Consider the following 15,291-nt stretch of genomic DNA (forward strand, 5'->3'; position numbering starts at 1 on the left):
ATAACGAAGGAGCAGAACGAATGAAGAAAACGATGATGTTAACCTTACTCATAGTCATTACGGTAGGAATGGTCTGGTGCAACTGGGGGCTTGCTAGAACAGGTCAGAATCATCCGGACTCTATAGCTGGCACCAGCGGCTGGCAGGAAAATAGGCTTATTGCACATGCATTTGGTGGCGTTGACGGTGCTAGTTACACCAATTCTTATGAAGCATTTATAACCAATTACAATCGAGGGTACCGTTTGTTCGAGGTTGATCTTGTGCAGACGACGGACGGGAATCTTGTAGCCAGACATGATTGGTCACAGAAGCTACAGCCGGATTTGGCCGCTCATCACGGACGAAACGTAACCAAGCTTCAGTTTGCAAACTCGCTTATCATGGGAAGATTCCACCCTCTTACCCTGCCGGACATCCTGCAACTGATGCAGCAATATCCTGATTTTGACTTAATTGTGGACACGAAAGCAGGCAGCAAAGAGCAAATTCAGCAGCAGTTTGGGCATCTGGTCAATGAGGCACGCCGTACGGACCCTGCCCTGCTTAACCGGATTATACCTGAAATTTTCAGCCCGGAAATGTATGACATGGTTATGGGAATCTACCTCTTTCCACACAAAATATATTCACTTTACAAAACTGGCGCCTCCGCCGAAAGTATTGTAGAATTCGTAAGGGACAAACAACTGACAGCGGTTGCCATGCCTGTATATCGCGTGTATTTAAACCCCAATCTAGTTCCAACACTACATAAGTTTGGGGTGAAAAGTTATGTTCACACCGTCAACAGCAGACCGGTTATGCAGATTCTGTCCAGGTTCGGGGTGCATGGATTTTACACGGATGAGGAAGAATCGCCGGAGGAGCTAATGCTTGCAGACGCTCTCCCCAGCCATGTTGAATTTTCGGGATATATGAGTTCCGGATTAGTAAGTATAAGAAATATCGTGATGAAGGTGAGAAATAATGGCCATTAATAACATACTTGTTGTAGACGATGAACCGGAAATTCGAGAAGCGCTCGTTATTTATTTGAAAAGCGAAGATGTGGATGTATTTACTGCCTCTAACGGATTGGAGGCGCTGGAAATTCTTGAACAAGAAACCATTCATCTTGTTATCATGGACAACATGATGCCACAGCTCGATGGAATTAAAACGACATTTAAAATTCGTGAAAACAAAAATATACCGATCATTATGCTTTCCGCCAAATCAGAAGATAGCGACAAGATTTTGGGACTGAACGTTGGCGCTGATGACTATATTACGAAGCCGTTCAATCCTCTTGAGTTAATCGCCAGAGTCCGATCTCAGCTGCGCCGCTTTACGAATTTAGGTTCCTTCCAGTCAAACGGGGATGAGCTCATTCAAGTAAGAGGACTTGTGCTGAACAAAAGCTCAAAGACTGTTGAGATAGATGGTGAGGACGTCAGACTAACCCCGAAAGAATACAAAATTTTGGAGCTGCTGATGGAGAACAAGGGCAGAGTCTTCTCGATCGAAGAGATCTATGAGCGCGTGTGGAATGAACTGATCTTCACTTCAGACAATACGGTTGCCGTACATGTGAGAAACATCCGTGAAAAAATTGAAATCAATCCTAAAGACCCAAAATATTTAAAGGTGGTATGGGGAATTGGATACAAAATCGAAAAAAAATAAAGCCGATCGGAAGGTCCCCATCGACCTTATTGTCATCATTGTCGCCGCCATCTTATGGATCCTCTTACTCATAAACTCGTATTCATACACGGGGTTGAGTATTAGCTACTCTACTTCAAGTTACATCCAGGCACTGCTTGCCTTAATTATTCTTTGCTTACTGGCAAGTAGATTGTTTCTTTATTTTAAGGCACCTCATAGTAGGCGTTCCTTCTGGCATGGCAGTCTGCTGATGGATTACTTTCATAGCTGGAGAACCGGTCTTAGAGCCAGTATGCAGAACTGGAGACTAACGTTTGGCATCATCATGATGCTTCTGCTAACCGCGATAGCCGGCATTTGTATCTGGCAGGCAGCCACATATTACAGCATATATCAACAAGGCTTGTTCATACTTTATGTATTGCTGTATGTGCTGTTCCTGGTTCCGTATATCCTTTCCAAGCTTGGACGTTTCATCGCTATCATCAACGGGAGCAAAGAAATTGCCGAAGGCAATATTCAGAATACGATTCAGGATACCGGCAAGGATGACCTATCCAAGCTTGCTGGCTATATTAACAATATGAAAGCCGAGTATCAAAGCGCGCTGGAGAATCAGATGAAGAGCGAACGGTTAAAAACAGAGCTGATTACCAATGTATCGCATGATTTGAAGACCCCGCTTACTTCTATTATCAACTATGTTGATTTATTAAAAAAAGAAGATCTGTCTACGGAGACTACCCGAGCCTATATTGAAACCCTGGACCGGAAGGCGCTACGGATGAAGCTGTTGATTGAAGATCTGTTCGAAATCTCAAAGATGGCCAGCGGTACAGTGGAGCTCGATATTGAGTACGTCGATGTCGCGACCTTGTTGACACAGGCGATTGCCGAGTCCAACACCAGTATGGGACAAGCGTCACCTGAGATTCGGGAGAGGATCGCGAAATTCCCCATCCATGCACATTTGGACGGCAATAAAATTTGGCGTGTATTCGAAAATTTAATTGGCAACGCGCAGAAATATTCGCTTCCAGGAACCAGAATCTATATTTATTTGGACGAATCTGATGATCAGGTACTATTCAAAATTCAAAATACTGCTGCTTATGAGATTGATTTTGCCGCGGAAGAATTGTTCGAACGTTTCAAAAGAGCAGATGAATCCCGCCAGACTGAAGGCTCCGGCCTAGGACTGTCCATTGTGAAAAGCATCGTTGAGCTGCACGGCGGGGAGATCAAAATCGAAATTCATGGCGATCAATTCAACGTTATTCTGCATTTGCCCAAGCAGCGCTTAATCTAAAAGGCCAAAACTAAGTTAACCCTCAATGCTCCTTTTCAGGATGGTTGAGGGTTAACTTTTTATTTTTATTCATCCATCACTACATATTAGTCCAGAAGACTGTAGATCTGAATGCTCTCGACCTTAGCATCCTTGATATGAAATGACATCACATCCACATAATTGGAAGGCTCGTAACGGAAGTCATCCTCTTCATCTGGCGCTCCATCACCAAGGAGTTTCCCCTCAGGGTAGGCGTTTTTGAGTGTATCCAGGCTGTCTCCTGCTTTAATGTTTCGGACTGTCGCATACTTGGGGTCTGTGATTTCAATATGAAAGATGGAGTCTTGTTTCCCCTCCGGTATACTGATTGTTTTAATCTCCAGACCAGGATACGTGTACACTTTTTCTGTAAAACCGATTAACGTATCCATGTTGGTTCCATCGTCGGCAGTGTACGTATGTGATTTCAGGTTATCCGGTTTGCCCAGCATCTGTTCCATCTGATCTTCGTTCGCTGTATCCGAAATCGCGATGGTGTGCTCATTATAGACAAAAGCAAGCTCCTTCAGCACAACATTGCCTTCCTTCTCCATCGAACCTTCTTTAATCGCTTCAGTACCCTTTTCTTCCGAATTTTCGGAAGCAGGCGTATTAGAATTGGTTGCTCCTTCGCCTTTGCTTTGTTCATTTGCCGTGTTCTGTCCGGTTGCTGGAGATGTAGCCTCACTGGACTGACAGCCCGTTAATGCCACCGTTAGTAAAGCACCTAGTACGATAAAACCTGCAGCTTTCTTTGTTAACTTCATCATGATCCCTCCATAAATGTGTGATTTGTTCTTATGAAGTGATTATAAATAAAACATTTGTTAGTCTCATAACAGAAATGTACCAATCTTGTAACGTTACCTATTTAGGCTTGGGTTTAGATGCAGGTCTACGCACGAGGCAAAACAATCGTAACGGTTGTACCTTCCCCGATTTGACTTTCCATGTCGATATATCCATTAAACCGCTCTACAATCTCCTTGCAAATGGAAAGTCCAAGACCTGAACCGTTCGCTGTGCTTGCATTTTTCGCCCGGTAAAAACGTTCCTGCACTCTCTCCAGCTCATCGCCCGCGATGCCGATCCCTTGATCACGTATCCGTATAACCACCTCACTTGGCGTATGCTCCATCTCTACTTTAATCTGTGAGTGACTTCCTGAGTATTTGATGGCATTGTCCACAAGGTTGGCGATCGCATGGGACATCAACATTGGATTTACGTTGGCGTGGACTTTCGTCAGAAGCTTATCATCCGATTCCGCTTCATCCTCCCTGAACATAATCTCGATTCCTTTATCTTTGGCCTTGGCTCCCATATTCATTGTGACTTCCTGAATTAGTTCGTTCATTTCCGTCTTTTCAACTTCCAGTTCGTTAGAACCAGCCTTGTCGAATCGGGATAACAACAACAGTTCATTAATCAAGCGTGTCAGCCGATCCGATTCCTGCAGCAGATGAGCATAGATTTTTTGCAACTCCTTGTCCTCGTTTTCCCCTTCAACCAAGTATTGAGAGAAACCACGAATGGCTGCCAAGGGTGTTTTTAACTCGTGAGATACGTTGGAGACAAATTGTTTCTGGTACTGAATGTAATCATGAAGCTGCCGCCCCATGGAATCCAGCCCATCTGCCAGCATGCCCAGCTCATCCTTCCGGTTTAGATGAACTCTCCGAAACTCCTGCCTAGAGAAACTTTGCGCGGCGCTAAGCAACAGTTTAATCGGCTTGGTTGTGTTGCGGGCAATCCACAGACTGGATAACGTAATCAGTACAATAAATCCGCCTGCGCCGACAAACAGGATATAACGGATTTGATCCATAATCGCATAAAAGTAGGAAATGTCCTCCACGAACTCATACACATAAGCGTTCTCGTAGAATTGATCCTGAATGGGTGTCGCAAAATAAAGCAGATGATCTTCCGTGACGGTATACGCATAACTGCCGCTCAGGGCTTTCTCTATATTCTTTTCAAAAATAAGAGGTTTGCCATCATTAATGATGATGCCATCCACAGCCAAGCCAAGCAACTGCTTGGAGCTGTCATAGATACGTACTTCCTTGCCTGAAGCTTTCAGCTTCTCCAGAGCAAGTCTGACAATTTCCTTGGTCTGGGGCTCTCCTGAAGATGACCTATGCTGTGATAACACCTCACGGAAGGACAACTCGGACAGATCCGCCTTCTCCATCATCTGTTTCTCAATGGTAATGAAGCTGTAGTAATCGATGGCTTTATTGACCGCAAAAATGATGATGCCAAAGGACAGTACGGAGAAAAATAAATAATTCAGCAGTAACCGGGTTGCATACTTCAGGCCTCGCCACCTCCAAGTTGATAGCCAAATCCATAGATCGTCCTGACATACTTCGGTTCGTCCGCGTTATCCTCCAGCTTCTTCCGTAACCGCATGATGGTCATATCCACACTGCGACTGTCTCCCATAAAGTCATATCCCCATCCGATCTGCAGCAGTTCATCCCGGGTAAAGATTTTGTCGGGCCTTTTGAGTAACGTTTCCAGAATTTTAAACTCTTTGGCCGTTAAAGACACGGCTATACCGTTTTTCAGCACTCTTCGGCTCTCTAAGTCAAAAGTCAGCTCTTCATGAAGGATACGTGTCGATTGTACTTCTGTCCCTTCACTTGAGTCCTCCCTGCTCTCGTTTCTTCTCAGAATCACCTTGATCCGAGCGAGCAATTCACGATTGTCAAAGGGTTTGGTCATGTAATCTTCGGCCCCTAGCTCTAGTCCCAACACCTTGTCGATTACCTCATTTTTCGCAGAAAGCATGATCACTGGAATGGCACGTTTTCCGGTAATTTCCTTGCACAGGTCATATCCGGAGCAGTCTGGCAGCATCAGATCAAGTACCACTAAATCGGGTTGAAAAGAGTCGAGCAGCTGCATGCTCGTTTTGCCGTCCTCTGCGGTCTGCACATCGTAGTTTTCACGCCTTAGCACCAGCTCAATTAAATCTCGAATTGCGATTTCATCATCAATGACTAGGATTTTCTTCAACTGTACACCCCTATCTAGCCTTGTTTTCACCAGCTTCAATCAATTATTAACCCATCTTAGCACAGACACTTTAGATTCCTCCACCAACAGGAAGATGAGGTATATTCCAACGAACCCAACATAACTTGTAATAAACCCGAAGAAAGGAGAACAATCCATGGATCTGCTCTGGGTACTCATTGTTGGTGGACTTATTGGCTGGTTAAGCGGCAACTTGATTGGGCGGGACGTACCGGGCGGTGTAATTGGGAACATTATTGCGGGTTTTATCGGTTCCTGGTTAGGAACGGAATTGCTGGGACCAAGGGGACCGGTGATTGGCGGATTTCATATTATTCCAGCCATTGTTGGCTCGATTATTGCCCTGCTCATTTTCTTCGCTCTGGCACGCGGCGGAGCCTTCCGAAGACGTTAACCAAGAGAGGCGTAAACCGATCCAGTCGTTCATTATTACAGGGTAAACATAAAAGGACCGAAAGCATTCATCGATGGAAGATGAACACTTACGGTCCTTTTTTAAAATGTAATGACGATTTTACCCACAGCGTGGTGAGTTTCACTCAAAGCATGTGCATCATAAATACCCTGTCTACTAAACGGGAAGGTTGCCCCTACAATCGACTTTATCTTTTTCTCTTCCATCAGATCTGCCATTCTCTGCAATTGATCACCATCTGGCTGTAGCCAAATCCCCTTTGCTAATACATTGTGAGACTTAGCAGTATCATGATTGGGTTCACCAACAATGGTAATCAGTCTTCCGGTATTTGGCTTAAGCACCTTATAGCTATTCTCAGCTACTTCTCCACCCATCGTGTCAAACACTAAATCTATATCTTTTAGAATCTCTTCAAAGTTTTCCTTTTTGTAATCAATGACCTGATCAGCACCTAACGAATAAAGAAGTTCATGATTTTTTTCACTTGCTGTTGTAATAACATGAGCGCCAGCATGTTTTGCTAATTGAATGGCATACATACCTACACCACCAGCTCCAGCGTGAATAAGTACAGTTTCACCTTCTTTTAGATCGCCGTGAGTAAACAGTACCTGCCATGCTGTTAAACCAGCCAAAGGTACAGCCGCAGCCTCCTCATATGAGATTGAATCAGGTAGTTTTGCCAGAAGGTGCTCATCAACTGCTGTATATTCAGCATACGAACCGAAACGTGTTGTATCAGGACGACTGAATACTCGATCTCCAACTTTCCATTTGGTAACGTTTGAACCAATTTCAGTTATGACCCCAGCTACATCCCACCCTAAGATAATAGGGAATTCCCAGTCATACATTTCTTTTAAGTAACCCTCTCTTAATTTCCAATCGATTGGATTAATGGATGTAGCCTCTAGTTTTACAACCACTTGATTGGCTTCTGCCCTCGGTTTATTCACTTCCTGTTCAACTAACTCTTCTTTACTTCCATATTGATTAATCACAACTGCTTTCATTTTTGTAACACTCCTTTAAGCTAATAGCCTTTTTCGTGCTATTCGATTATTTATTTGTATCCAGTCACTGGGGTTCATGCATATTATCCTTACTCATTTTTAAACAACCAGGATAAAATTATGCAAAAGTTAAGTTAGAATTGTCGGAAATGTTGCTTTTATTGTGATATTTTTACATAAAAAAACGATTGAAATGGACTTAGTTATCGTTTATAGTTGACTTATCAACAATTGACTAGTCAAATATTGATGGATCAACTAAATATAAAGGGAGAGTAACTATTATGAAACCATACCAACAAACAAACGATTTTAACGAAATTATTTATGGACGCCGCTCCATTAAGACATACGATTCATCCGTAAAAATCAGCAGGGAAGAAATGACTCAAATCATCAATGAAGCTAGCACTGCCCCTTCCTCCATCAACATGCAGCCTTGGCGCTTCCTTGTGGTGGATACTCCAGAGGGAAAAGAAAAACTCGTCCCACTGTCCCGCTTTAACAAAGAAAAAGTCGCTCAAGCTTCTGCTGTCATTGCCGTGTTTGCGGACAAAAACAACTTCGAATATGCAGAAAACATTTATGGAAAAGCTGTTGAGCATGGCTTAATGCCACAAGATGTTAAGGACTTTCAGTTGAAGGCATTCAAACCGATTTATAACAACATGTCCGATGCTGAAATGAACGATGTCATTATGCTTGACGCCGGTCTGGTTTCCATGCAATTGATGCTGGTTGCCCGTGCACATGGGTATGACACCAATCCAGTCGGCGGTTATGAAAAAGATCAAATTGCCGAAGTGTTTGGCTTGGATAAAGAACGCTATGTACCAGTCATGCTACTGACAATTGGAAAAGCTGCAAGCGAGGGATACACCTCCTACCGTATGCCAGCCGAAGAGACCACGTTTTGGGCATGATTCAAAGCGATAGTGCGAGCAGTCTCCACATTGTGATATAGTTGCCTTTAGTTGCTGAATGTCTTGGAAGGAATCTACGCTTGTTACATGAAGCTTTTCAAGACATTCTGCACCATTCAAGGAGGGGCAAACATGAATTGTTCGCTGGAACAAGAAACCTTATTAATATTACTCAAAAATATAAGCAATCAGTTGAAACCTAAATTTGAACGTTGTACGGGGATCAGCTCCTCACGATACGTTCTGCTGTATCATCTCTATCTTCATGAAGAAGTTACACAAAGCCATTTGCAGAAGGCCATTCATATTGACAGTGCTGCTGTTACACGCCATTTGAAGCAACTGGAAGCAGACGGTTTGGTGTCACGAAGAAGAAACCCCGACGATCATCGGGAAACCTTCGTCCGGTTAACAGAACAAGGGCTAACGCATATCGCCAATTTCAAGCAGGATCGAAACCAGTTTCTTCATCAGATGATACTGGATTTCAGTGAAGAAGAAGTTGCAGTGATGACCGACATGCTTACACGCATGCAATATAATCTTAAGGATCTGTAAATTTACGATAACAGTCAGCCTTCTTCAGATTTCTTTTCATAAATGAATAAAACTAGTTAGATGAGATGATACAATATCTCAGATTAACAAGAGATTATAGGCCATATATTATTCAGGCAAGATCAAAACAAACCGCTGAGTGTTTCATTACATGGCGGTTTGTTTTAATTTATCAACAGCTAGCTTTTCGAAATATTACAAGTTGGACTAGCACATACTAAGGAACAATTGGCTGAAGCTTACATAACGGAGGTCTCATCATGGTATTCACAATCACAATTATCATCGTTGCACTGTTTGCAATATGGGGAGCCGTCGCTCCTGATCAGCTGGCGGATGTGGCTAATGTTGCCTACAACTTCTCTATTCAGAATTTTGGCTGGTTTTATTTGCTAGCGACACTGTTCTTCCTGATCTTCGCTTTCTATTTGGCGTTCAGCCGATTTGGCGGCATTAGGCTCGGGGATGACGAAGATGAGCCGGAATATTCTACGGTTTCCTGGCTGTCCATGCTGTTTAGCGCGGGTATGGGCATTGGGCTGGTTTTCTGGGGAGTTGCTGAACCGCTGTCCCACTATTTATCTGCACCTGAGGGGGCGGTACCCGAAACAACGCAAGCAGCCATACTTTCAATGCGTTATTCCTTTTTCCACTGGGGGCTACATCCTTGGGCTATCTATACCGTCATCGGCTTAGCGCTTGCGTACTTCCAGTTCCGGAAAGGATACAAAGGACTGATCAGTTCCACCTTTATTCCTCTGATAGGTGAGCGTCTTGCTTCAGGCTGGCTTGGTAAGGTTATTGATATTCTAGCGGTCATTTCCACCATCTTTGGTGTTGCGACCTCGCTTGGATTGGGTGCTCTTCAGATCGGCGGGGGTCTGAATCACTTATTCGGTATTCCTAACTCGACACTGTCTCAGGTTGTCATTATCATCGTTGTAACCGTACTGTTTTTAATCTCGGCAACCTCCGGTCTGGATAAAGGTATTAAGATTCTGAGTAACGTCAACCTCGTTATAGCTTTGTTATTGATGTTGTTTGTATTGGTAACTGGACCGACTTCTTTTATATTTGACACATTCACAACAACCTTGGGCAGTTACATGCAGAATATTATTAACATGAGTTTGAGACTGACGCCGTTCTCAAGAGAAACCTGGATTGGAGCATGGACGTTATTTTACTGGGCATGGTGGATCTCGTGGGCTCCTTTTGTCGGCACTTTTATAGCAAGGGTATCCAGAGGAAGAACCATAAAGGAATTTGTAATTTACGTCATGGTTTTTCCAAGTCTTTTCGGATTTATCTGGTTCTCCGTCTTTGGCGGAACAGGACTTCACATGGAATTGTTCAATGCCGCTCATCTGGCGGAGGCTGTCAAGGAAGATACGACAACCGCTTTATTCCTTATGCTGGAGCAGCTGCCTTTGGGCACGATCGTGGCATTCATCGCCACAATGCTGATCATGATCTTCTTTATTACGTCGGCTGATTCAGCTACCTTTGTACTGGGCATGCTCACTTCAGATGGCAAGTTGGACCCGAGTACAAGAGTGAAATTAACCTGGGGAATCATGCAGTCCTCCATTGCGGTAGTACTGCTAATCAGCGGGGGGTTAACTGGCCTCCAGACGGCATCGATTGTAACCGCATTGCCGTTCGCTATTGTCCTTATCGGTATGTGTTTCTCCCTGCTCAAGGCTCTAAAGGCTGAGGACAAAGAGCGCCGTCAGAAGGAAAAACGGCAGCGCCAAAAGCTGAAACGACTGCTGGAGGAACAAGAAATCTCGCTGAATGAAATTTCCGGCAGGTAATGTATACTTAGTGTAAAACTAACAAAGCCCGCGTCCTTGCGGGCTTTTTCTTATACAAAAAAAGGGCAACTTTTGTCACCAAAAGCGGCCCCTTTCCTCTCACTTCAATCATTGTTTTTAATTTTGCCTCTTGAAATACAATCTTCAATTAATTTCTATTCTTTAGGTTTACGCAATGTTACAATCCAGACTACTGAAAAATCGTTCAACAAAAACATCACCATATATTTTCTTCATATGCGCTGTGTTAAAAATATATTGTTCCATACGCTCAAGCTTGCGCAGACTGCGTACCAGTACTTTCCGATCATCTTCAGATAGATTAGGATCATCGTCTATCTTCGTCAAAGCATTTTTCACACGTGCCGATACCTGTTCAACATACAGATGGTTTTTGGATTTTGGCGGAATACATTGCGTCAGGTCACAGTTCACAAAACGCACACCATCAAGGATGCAGTTTTCAAAATTGGCGATTAGCTTTTGTTTGCCATTTCCCTCAAATGTAATATCCACTAGCTTGCCGGTAAAGGAACAATTGACGATATTCACCGCTTGTAAAATCCGGTCATTGAATCTAGATTTAACAAAAGTACAGTCGATAAACGTAGCGTTCTCCAAGGTCATGCCTCTCATATCGCAGGAGGAAAATTCGCAATTGGTGAAAACGGCTTCGTCCTTGGCAATGCCAACAGAGCGCAAGTCGGAATGAATAAATGTACAATGATCAATCGTACTACCGGCAAAAAATCTCGCATTTGTAAGATCGCAGGTATCAAATATAAGATGTTGCAAATTACAGCTCCAAAATATGGGTGAACCAACATTTGAGTTGATTATGGTCGTTTCGCTTATCGTTTCGTGTTCATACCTGACAATATCAGAAAATAATTCGTTGTTTACTGACATACCAGACTCAAGTCTTCTCATCCCTCTCACCCTATCAATCCCTCGACATAAATTGTTATTACTAATATAAGTTCCCTATGTTGATCCAGACATGGAACGCAACGCCATGGTTGATCTCTGTCATACCAATCATACTATGGGGATGCAGACCAGCGTCGGTGTTTCTTTTTTGGAACGAAAACTTCCGGGTAATCCTTTCGCCAAGCGCCGATACATCCAACTAAACAGGCAGTATAACATGTCATTGCACTGCCATTCTCGTTCGTTTCATATTCGATGGCGACATTGATGCCGGATTCACACCAAGCCAGAAACGGACCGCTGCCCCCGAGCCATTCCCCTACTTCATACAATGCAGGTTGACCGTATTCACGAATGAACTCATCTGGTGTTGAGTTCATTGTCATTCCGGCAGGAAGCTGTCCTGGAAACGGGGTATGGATTCGGTCATCCGATCCAGGAGCAAGAAAATGGACGGCGCCGATTATCCATTCATCCGTGTTCAGATCGTCACGTCCAGTCAGTTCATGAATTTTCGGTGAGCGATAAACGTCTAGGCGGATAGATGACTTTACAGACCAAATAATGTCGTCATTAAAATATCCGCCCGCCTTCGGCATAAGTTTGACACCGAAGGATTGCAATACTTGTTGAACACACTTGGAATCATAAGGTTGACCCAGCATGGCAATGAGGTGTTCAGACGGTTCTTTCATAGATAGTGCACACCTTTCTCTTTGCTCAAGCACATCCAGTTTTGGGTACATCATTGTGCAAAAAGCAACTTTTTTCAGCATAATCTTCAACATATTTCGTGCTCAGATAAAGTTTTCCTGCAATAAAAAAGGGAAAACATTTATCACAAAGTTATAATGCCTCTTCATGATCAAAAAAGCATTGAATCTCATCCCGCCTACTTTACATAGGCCCTAGTGGGGATTAAGACTCAATGCTTTGGAATCTTCTTCTCATTTTACTCTAAAATTGTTTTGAGCATATTTGGTTACGAGAAGGACAGCACTGGATAGATAGGCTAAAGTCAACACCATGATCACAGCGGTTAGTCCCCATAGTGGAGGACCTAGAAACATCGCCACAACAAAACTCAATGAAATAAGGCCGTTTACGAATGAGAAAAGAGGACTATTGGTTTCCAACTCCGTTGTATAAGGTTGAATTACATAGTATAACAACAGATGATGTACTGAGAAAAATACAGCCAGTGCAATGGTTATAACCCAGATAGGAAGTAGTGAACTTATATCCTGTCCTCCAGTTAATACAAGTGTAGATACACTTATTACAGCTGCTAAACAAGAACCTAACTTTAGATTTATGCTTAATATACTTCGAAGTCGTAACAGAAAATGCTGCTTCGCATGCTGACGGTAAAATGGATAGCGCATCAGCGGCTTGTCACAATGGAAGAATAAAGCCTTACAAATCTGGTTACCTACTGTCAGATTAAGCATAGCCATAATGAGTAAAGGTGAGAATCTTTCAATTGAATCTAGTGAAAGATGATCTTTGAAAATGAGTACCAACAAAGGCAGGAGTATGCCTATGATCATAATAGCCAATAAACGTCTGTGGAACGGTGCACGGAGGAGAGCGGTATGCCTGGTAACAAAAATTTCGTGTATTTGCTCGTATCCCTTTTTTTCTAATGTGCGCTGTTCGTTAACATGAAGGTTAGACGAGGAAGGCCTGCTAAGGTCATGTTCTTTGGACTGAGCCATTCTCTTTTGAAGATCAGCAATCATTATTTCTGGATTTAACAATGGATCAGCATGGTTTGTTACTGCGCGCACTGCAGATGTGAAATCTGTATGTTTTAATAAAACATACCCACAGATAACCCCGGACAACGATATCAGTGTCACAAGCCATGATTGGTCCAATATCACAGATCCAAATAGAGGATGGTTCAGTTTTGTGAAGGGAAGGTAAGCCAAAGTCAGTGCCAGCAACATACTCAAACTCGTAGCCCATGTTTTCTGTACAAGAATAATGCCTCTCCATTTAAATAATGCCAGATGTAAAAATTCACATGTCACTCGCCAAAAAGTCATAATTCCCACAATAAGCAATGCTTGAGTCATTGGAAATTTAAAAAGTACCGCAACCAGAGTCATTGCAATCGCTTGATAGAAGAAAAATGTCGTATACCGATAAAATAGCGTAGCTCGCATATATTTGGTTGGGTTTATTCGCATAAGTCGGATAGATGTATACTTCATTTTGTTTAATTCCAGCACTTTTGCACTCGTTACCCCAGCCATTACGCCACTTATGCAAAAATACATGTGAAGAAAAAGGTTAAAATGCTCCGTACGATTAACATTTTCCGTCCATAAGAGTATGGGCAATGCAAGCATTCCCCCGAAATATAATAAGCTTTCCAATAAACCAACGAGAACTAATAAAATAACCGCAATTGCACCGATGGTACGTTTCGTCCGAACAGCGGCATACGTTTGTTCACTGATTAAATTACCTACAAACGGTAACTTTTGCGTGAAATAGATCAAACGGTTGACCAGCGTAATCATCTGTAACTGCCAGATGCGAGAAATTGTACTAATCATTCCCGTCATCGGCGTTCTCCTTCGTACTTCCATTTTGGCTTTCATGCCGTAATAATTCAATTACCTGTTCTTCAAAGTCGGGCTGAGTAAGGATTTCGGGTGAAACCTGTGTTAAACTTCCATGATTTAAAATAATTAACTCATCACACAGATCCGTTGCCAATTGCAATATATGAGTCGAGAAAATGAGGATATGATCTTTTTTTAAATTACGTAGCAATTGTTTCATCTCACTCGCAACGATGACATCAAATGAAGTTAAAGGTTCGTCCAACAGAATCACTGTAGGTTTTAGGAGTAAAAATAACAACATTTGAACTTTGTTTTTCATTCCATGCGAGTAATGTTTAATGAGCTTATGTCGGTCATCCTGCGCCATGTGCATCATATCAAACAGGGCATCAATATTGTTTCCTCGTCTATCAATTACATCTACGTTAACATCAATAAAAAAACGTACAAATTCATATCCCGTCAGAAATTCTGGTAACAGTGGCAGTGAATAAACGTATCCTACATCATCCATTTCCAAGTCACGTGATTTTGATCCGTTGACGAGTTTCATTTTGCCGCCATCCACTTGGATCTCGCCACCTAAACAATTGAATAACGTTGTTTTGCCGGCGCCATTGCGCCCAAGAAGGCCATAGATCTTTCCCTTTTCAAATTGAAAACTTAAATTGGCTAATACTTTTTTTTCACCAAAACTCTTCTCTACATTGTGTAATACCAATTCCATTTATTTGTTCCTCGCTTTCAAACCATTTCGTTTTTTGTTTCACGTTCATATTCATATCTAATAATTGTTTAGTTTTCATCCGTATCAATCCCTTCGATTTTTTTCATAAAAGGATAAGAATTAATATCCCTTTAAGAGGTGAATCGTCTCACTTGACCAATATAACTAATCTTGGAAATAGACAATCACACTAGACTAGTATTCTATTTTGAACGATATAATTCCTTGTATTTACATAGCCAATATATTAATGCGTCATCTAAACAGTTTCCGGGTTAATCCCCACAGACTTCAATTT

15 protein-coding genes are annotated in these 15,291 nt (G+C 42.5%); 7 read left to right on the forward strand and 8 right to left on the reverse strand.

What is annotated here, in order from left to right; translation table 11 throughout:
• Positions 1-20 precede the first annotated feature (20 nt).
• From NSQ38_RS19345 to NSQ38_RS19355, 3 genes are all read left to right on the forward strand, one after another.
• On the forward strand, positions 21-980 hold the full coding sequence (locus tag NSQ38_RS19345) for a phosphatidylinositol-specific phospholipase C/glycerophosphodiester phosphodiesterase family protein (protein ID WP_339783590.1): 960 nt from the start codon (positions 21-23) through the stop codon (positions 978-980).
• The gene (locus NSQ38_RS19350) at positions 970-1,668 is read left to right on the forward strand and encodes a response regulator transcription factor (protein ID WP_249913575.1); all 699 of its coding nucleotides are present in this window, start codon (positions 970-972) and stop codon (positions 1,666-1,668) included. Before NSQ38_RS19345 ends, NSQ38_RS19350 begins: the two co-directional genes overlap by 11 nt.
• Positions 1,669-1,900: 232 nt before the next feature.
• The gene (locus NSQ38_RS19355; RefSeq protein WP_339783592.1) at positions 1,901-2,959 is read left to right on the forward strand and encodes a HAMP domain-containing sensor histidine kinase; all 1,059 of its coding nucleotides are present in this window, start codon (positions 1,901-1,903) and stop codon (positions 2,957-2,959) included.
• An 86-nt stretch (positions 2,960-3,045) separates the two neighbouring features.
• Here NSQ38_RS19355 and NSQ38_RS19360 read toward each other — a convergent pair whose 3' ends face one another.
• The 3 genes from NSQ38_RS19360 to NSQ38_RS19370 all read right to left on the reverse strand — a co-directional run bounded on the left by NSQ38_RS19360 (position 3,046) and on the right by NSQ38_RS19370 (position 6,007).
• A complete protein-coding gene (locus tag NSQ38_RS19360; RefSeq protein ID WP_339783594.1) occupies positions 3,046-3,750 on the reverse strand; it encodes a hypothetical protein in 705 nt (234 codons plus the stop codon).
• A gap of 125 nt (positions 3,751-3,875) precedes the next feature.
• On the reverse strand, positions 3,876-5,180 hold the full coding sequence (locus NSQ38_RS19365) for a HAMP domain-containing sensor histidine kinase (protein ID WP_339783595.1): 1,305 nt from the start codon (positions 5,178-5,180) through the stop codon (positions 3,876-3,878).
• 119 nt (positions 5,181-5,299) lie between these two features.
• Positions 5,300-6,007, reverse strand: coding sequence for a response regulator transcription factor (locus NSQ38_RS19370; protein WP_339783596.1), 708 nt, complete (start codon positions 6,005-6,007; stop codon positions 5,300-5,302).
• A gap of 157 nt (positions 6,008-6,164) precedes the next feature.
• Between NSQ38_RS19370 and NSQ38_RS19375 the strand changes: the two genes are divergently transcribed.
• Entirely contained in the window at positions 6,165-6,422 is a 258-nt protein-coding gene (locus NSQ38_RS19375) for a GlsB/YeaQ/YmgE family stress response membrane protein (RefSeq protein WP_247897659.1), read from the forward strand.
• A gap of 101 nt (positions 6,423-6,523) precedes the next feature.
• Here the strand turns inward: NSQ38_RS19375 and NSQ38_RS19380 are convergent, their stop codons facing one another.
• Positions 6,524-7,459, reverse strand: a complete 936-nt coding sequence (locus NSQ38_RS19380) for an NADP-dependent oxidoreductase (RefSeq protein WP_339783598.1) — start codon at positions 7,457-7,459, stop codon at positions 6,524-6,526.
• A 284-nt stretch (positions 7,460-7,743) separates the two neighbouring features.
• On the opposite strand from NSQ38_RS19380, the gene NSQ38_RS19385 reads away from it, so the two are divergent.
• From NSQ38_RS19385 to NSQ38_RS19395, 3 genes are all read left to right on the forward strand, one after another.
• The gene (locus tag NSQ38_RS19385) at positions 7,744-8,382 is read left to right on the forward strand and encodes a nitroreductase family protein (protein ID WP_338586977.1); all 639 of its coding nucleotides are present in this window, start codon (positions 7,744-7,746) and stop codon (positions 8,380-8,382) included.
• A 132-nt stretch (positions 8,383-8,514) separates the two neighbouring features.
• Complete coding sequence (locus tag NSQ38_RS19390; RefSeq protein ID WP_338586976.1) at positions 8,515-8,940, forward strand: MarR family transcriptional regulator; 426 nt, start codon at positions 8,515-8,517, stop codon at positions 8,938-8,940.
• Positions 8,941-9,200: 260 nt separating this feature from the next.
• Entirely contained in the window at positions 9,201-10,757 is a 1,557-nt protein-coding gene (locus NSQ38_RS19395; protein WP_339783600.1) for a BCCT family transporter, read from the forward strand.
• 168 nt (positions 10,758-10,925) lie between these two features.
• Here NSQ38_RS19395 and NSQ38_RS19400 read toward each other — a convergent pair whose 3' ends face one another.
• The 4 genes from NSQ38_RS19400 to NSQ38_RS19415 form a co-directional block, all read right to left on the reverse strand.
• Complete coding sequence (locus NSQ38_RS19400; protein ID WP_339783602.1) at positions 10,926-11,687, reverse strand: pentapeptide repeat-containing protein; 762 nt, start codon at positions 11,685-11,687, stop codon at positions 10,926-10,928.
• A 113-nt stretch (positions 11,688-11,800) separates the two neighbouring features.
• Positions 11,801-12,382, reverse strand: a complete 582-nt coding sequence (locus NSQ38_RS19405; protein WP_339783604.1) for a hypothetical protein — start codon at positions 12,380-12,382, stop codon at positions 11,801-11,803.
• Between the two features lie 252 nt (positions 12,383-12,634).
• Positions 12,635-14,263 carry a hypothetical protein gene (locus NSQ38_RS19410; RefSeq protein WP_339783606.1) on the reverse strand — a complete coding sequence of 543 codons (1,629 nt, stop codon included), beginning with the start codon at positions 14,261-14,263 and terminating at the stop codon, positions 12,635-12,637.
• The gene (locus NSQ38_RS19415) at positions 14,247-14,993 is read right to left on the reverse strand and encodes an ABC transporter ATP-binding protein (protein WP_339783608.1); all 747 of its coding nucleotides are present in this window, start codon (positions 14,991-14,993) and stop codon (positions 14,247-14,249) included. The genes NSQ38_RS19410 and NSQ38_RS19415 overlap by 17 nt, the downstream gene beginning before the upstream one ends.
• Positions 14,994-15,291: the final 298 nt, after the last annotated feature.

Source organism: Paenibacillus sp. FSL R7-0313 (assembly GCF_037969885.1).
GTDB lineage: Bacteria > Bacillota > Bacilli > Paenibacillales > Paenibacillaceae > Paenibacillus.

Bases quoted from the DNA above. Each gene is read 5' to 3' on its own strand.
- NSQ38_RS19380 (WP_339783598.1), bottom strand. From the start codon at position 7,459: ATGAAAGCAGTTGTGATTAATCAATATGGAAGTAAAGAAGAGTTAGTT.
- NSQ38_RS19345 (WP_339783590.1), top strand. From the start codon at position 21: ATGAAGAAAACGATGATGTTAACCTTACTCATAGTCATTACGGTAGGA.
- NSQ38_RS19365 (WP_339783595.1), bottom strand. From the start codon at position 5,180: ATGATGGAGAAGGCGGATCTGTCCGAGTTGTCCTTCCGTGAGGTGTTA.
- NSQ38_RS19405 (WP_339783604.1), bottom strand. From the start codon at position 12,382: ATGAAAGAACCGTCTGAACACCTCATTGCCATGCTGGGTCAACCTTAT.
- NSQ38_RS19400 (WP_339783602.1), bottom strand. From the start codon at position 11,687: ATGAGAAGACTTGAGTCTGGTATGTCAGTAAACAACGAATTATTTTCT.
- NSQ38_RS19395 (WP_339783600.1), top strand. From the start codon at position 9,201: ATGGTATTCACAATCACAATTATCATCGTTGCACTGTTTGCAATATGG.
- NSQ38_RS19415 (WP_339783608.1), bottom strand. From the start codon at position 14,993: ATGGAATTGGTATTACACAATGTAGAGAAGAGTTTTGGTGAAAAAAAA.
- NSQ38_RS19385 (WP_338586977.1), top strand. From the start codon at position 7,744: ATGAAACCATACCAACAAACAAACGATTTTAACGAAATTATTTATGGA.
- NSQ38_RS19350 (WP_249913575.1), top strand. From the start codon at position 970: ATGGCCATTAATAACATACTTGTTGTAGACGATGAACCGGAAATTCGA.
- NSQ38_RS19355 (WP_339783592.1), top strand. From the start codon at position 1,901: ATGGATTACTTTCATAGCTGGAGAACCGGTCTTAGAGCCAGTATGCAG.
- NSQ38_RS19375 (WP_247897659.1), top strand. From the start codon at position 6,165: ATGGATCTGCTCTGGGTACTCATTGTTGGTGGACTTATTGGCTGGTTA.
- NSQ38_RS19360 (WP_339783594.1), bottom strand. From the start codon at position 3,750: ATGATGAAGTTAACAAAGAAAGCTGCAGGTTTTATCGTACTAGGTGCT.
- NSQ38_RS19390 (WP_338586976.1), top strand. From the start codon at position 8,515: ATGAATTGTTCGCTGGAACAAGAAACCTTATTAATATTACTCAAAAAT.
- NSQ38_RS19410 (WP_339783606.1), bottom strand. From the start codon at position 14,263: ATGACGGGAATGATTAGTACAATTTCTCGCATCTGGCAGTTACAGATG.